General features: G+C 63.9%; 3 protein-coding genes. 2 read left to right on the forward strand and 1 reads right to left on the reverse strand.

Going from position 1 to position 2,650, the window contains the following annotated elements; genetic code table 11:
• On the reverse strand, positions 1-507 hold a 507-nt coding region (locus ACLP25_RS02565), incomplete at its 3' end, for an FAD binding domain-containing protein (protein ID WP_442467673.1).
• A 453-nt stretch (positions 508-960) separates the two neighbouring features.
• Between ACLP25_RS02565 and ACLP25_RS02570 the strand changes: the two genes are divergently transcribed.
• Together ACLP25_RS02570 and ACLP25_RS02575 are read left to right on the forward strand one after the other, a co-directional pair.
• Positions 961-2,241 (forward strand): amidohydrolase family protein, encoded by a 1,281-nt coding sequence (locus ACLP25_RS02570; RefSeq protein ID WP_442467674.1) that lies wholly within the window; start codon positions 961-963, stop codon positions 2,239-2,241.
• A 76-nt stretch (positions 2,242-2,317) separates the two neighbouring features.
• Positions 2,318-2,650: BMP family ABC transporter substrate-binding protein (locus ACLP25_RS02575; RefSeq protein ID WP_442467675.1), on the forward strand; the 333-nt coding region annotated here is incomplete at its 3' end.

The following is a 2,650-nucleotide window of genomic DNA, read 5'->3' on the forward strand; positions in this document are numbered from 1 at the left end:
CTCGACTCGAGTAACGATCTCGCCAGGCTTTAGAACTGTCTTGCCGGGGCCGACAAAGAAAGCCTCGATGTTAATCCGACGCTCGCCGGACATCCCATGGATGACGACGGTTGCGTCGCCGGCGACAAGCGGCGGCGAACAGTCCGCCGAAGGCGAGGCGCGGCAGATGTTACCCACGACAGTTGCGCGATTGCGCACCTGGATCGAGCCCAGCGATCGCGCCGCCGCGGCGAGGTCCGGATAGTGCAACCGTATAAAAGGAGCGGTCTCGATTTCCCGAACGGTGACGAGTGCGCCGATATGCAGTCCGTCGACAGGATCGAAAGACAGTTCGGAGAGGCCGCCGATGCGTTTGAGGTTGATCACATGAGCGCAGGACCGCAAACCTTCGCGGATTTCAACGGAGAGGTCGGTGCCGCCGGCAAACAGGCTCGCGCCTTCGAGTTCGGTGAGGAGCCGCGCCGCCTCGGCGAGCGTAGTTGGCGCATGGTAATCATAGCGTCTCACGACCAAGCCCCAAGGCGCGGCGCGGTCTCCGAGAGCCGCCGGTCGCGGAGGGCGGCAGGAACCCCGTTGACTACCGCGCCCCTCGGTCTCAGTCGCTTTCCGACGATCCGCGCCATGAACGCATGGCTGATTTCAACGCTGAATCCCATGGATCTCGTAAATTCCTCCGAGAGTCGGCGCATTCCAAAAAGGCGGCGCTCAAACGCGCGAGGACCCCGCCCCATTTTTCCGACGCCCGAGTCGGAGTGGCGTTTTGCAATCGGGCGAGGCGAGTCCATTTTTCTGCACCTTCGGCTTTGCCTGATTGCATTCTTGGCGCCGAACACCGTCGTCGGCATCTTTTTTAGGCAGCTCGACGTTTGTCTGAGAGCGGCAGCAGATATTGTGGATAATCAATTTGTGCAAGCAAGGCGTCGGTGATTAACTGGCCGAGGGCGAATGTAGGACGCGCAATTGAGCCAGTGGGACAGCGTGATCCGGGATCTCAGTCGGGCGCGAAAAGGGTATACCCTGGCGGGCGCGACTGCGCTCATCGGCGCACGCGGCGAAGCGGAAAAGACCGATATCCTGATCGGCGGCGGGGGCCGCATCGAAGCCGTCGGCGCTCCTGCGGCGCGGTCGGACTGCCCGCGTCTCGACCTGTCCAATCTGACCGTCTCGCCAGCGCTCGTCGACGCGCATCAGCACCTCGACAAAACTCAGACGCTCAAATTGGCCTCCAATCCTTCGGGTACGTTGCAGGGCGCTCGCGACGCCTTCGCCGCGTTCGCCCGTGGCGTCACGCCGGGAAACCTCGCCGCGCGCGCCGAGACAACTATGAGGCGTTGCCTTACGCGTGGCGCCACCGCCATCCGCACCCACGTCAACGTCGACAAGGACGCCGGTTTCGTCGGCGTCGACGTTCTGAGCGGCCTGCGCGAGCAATGGGCGGATCGGATGACGCTGCAATGCGTGGCCTTCATGGTCCCGCATCCGCGGCAAGATTACGATTGGCTCGCGGCCAACATCGACGCGGCCGCTCTGAAAGCCGACGCCCTCGGCGGCACGGTCGCCGTCGCCGAGGACCCCGAGCGGTATCTCGACATCATTTTCTCCGCGGCCGTCCGTCACGGCAAGCCAATCGACCTGCACATGGACGAGCACCTGGACGCCGGACGTCAGCGTTTCGACCTGGTGTTTGAACGCGTTCGCAAATTCGGCATGCGGGGCCGCGTCGTGCTCAGCCACTGCTCGGTCCTGTGCGCTGTTCCGGACGACGTGTTTGAGCGTATTCGCGATCAGATCCTCGAACTTGACCTCGGTGTCATCACATTGCCGGCGGCCAATCTCTACATCCAGGGACGCGGACAGGACCTGCTGCCGCCGCGCGGGCTGACCCGCGTCGCGCCGCTCGCGCGGGCCGGCGTCAAGATCGCCGCCGCTTCCGACAACATCCAGGATCCCTTCATCCCGACGGGTTCCGGCGACATGCTGGAGATTGCGCGCTGGACGCTGCTCGCCGGCCACTTGCACGCGAGCGAACTCCCAATCGCCTACGGCATGGCGACCCACGTTCCCGCCGGACTGTTGGGCCTCGGCGCCGATTACGGCATCAAGGCCGGCGCGCGCGCCGACTTGCTGATCACGGATTGCGAGGACGCTGAACGGCTTGTAGCCGGCGGCCCCGACAGAATGATCGTTTTGTCGAGAGGCAGGCCGATCGCGCGGGGCGGATCTATCGCGGCGAACCTTTGACGGGGACTGGCTCCGGCGCAAACCTCACTCGGCGGTTGGGATCAAAGAACATGGATAAGCTAGCAGGAGCGCGGTCATGAGGATCGATCGAAGAGAATGTCTTGCCATCATCGGCGCCGCCGCGAGCGCGTTGGCCCTGACGCCCGCAAGGGCGGCGGATCAGTTCAAGATGGGCCTGCTTGTGCCCGGCAGCGTCGCCGACGAGGGTTGGAACCGCATCGCCTACAACGCGCTGAAGCAGGTGGAGAAGCAGCTCGGCGCCAAGGTCAGTTATGTCGAGCTTCAGCAGAATCCGGCTTCGTTCGAGAAGGCGTTCCGCGACTACGCCGCGCAGGGCTACAACGTCGTCATGGGGCACGGCTTCGAATTCCAGGACGCGGCGCTGACGGTCGCCGAGGATTATCCCGAT

It is taken from the genome of Roseiarcus sp. (assembly GCF_052145395.1).
Classification (GTDB): domain Bacteria; phylum Pseudomonadota; class Alphaproteobacteria; order Rhizobiales; family Beijerinckiaceae; genus Roseiarcus.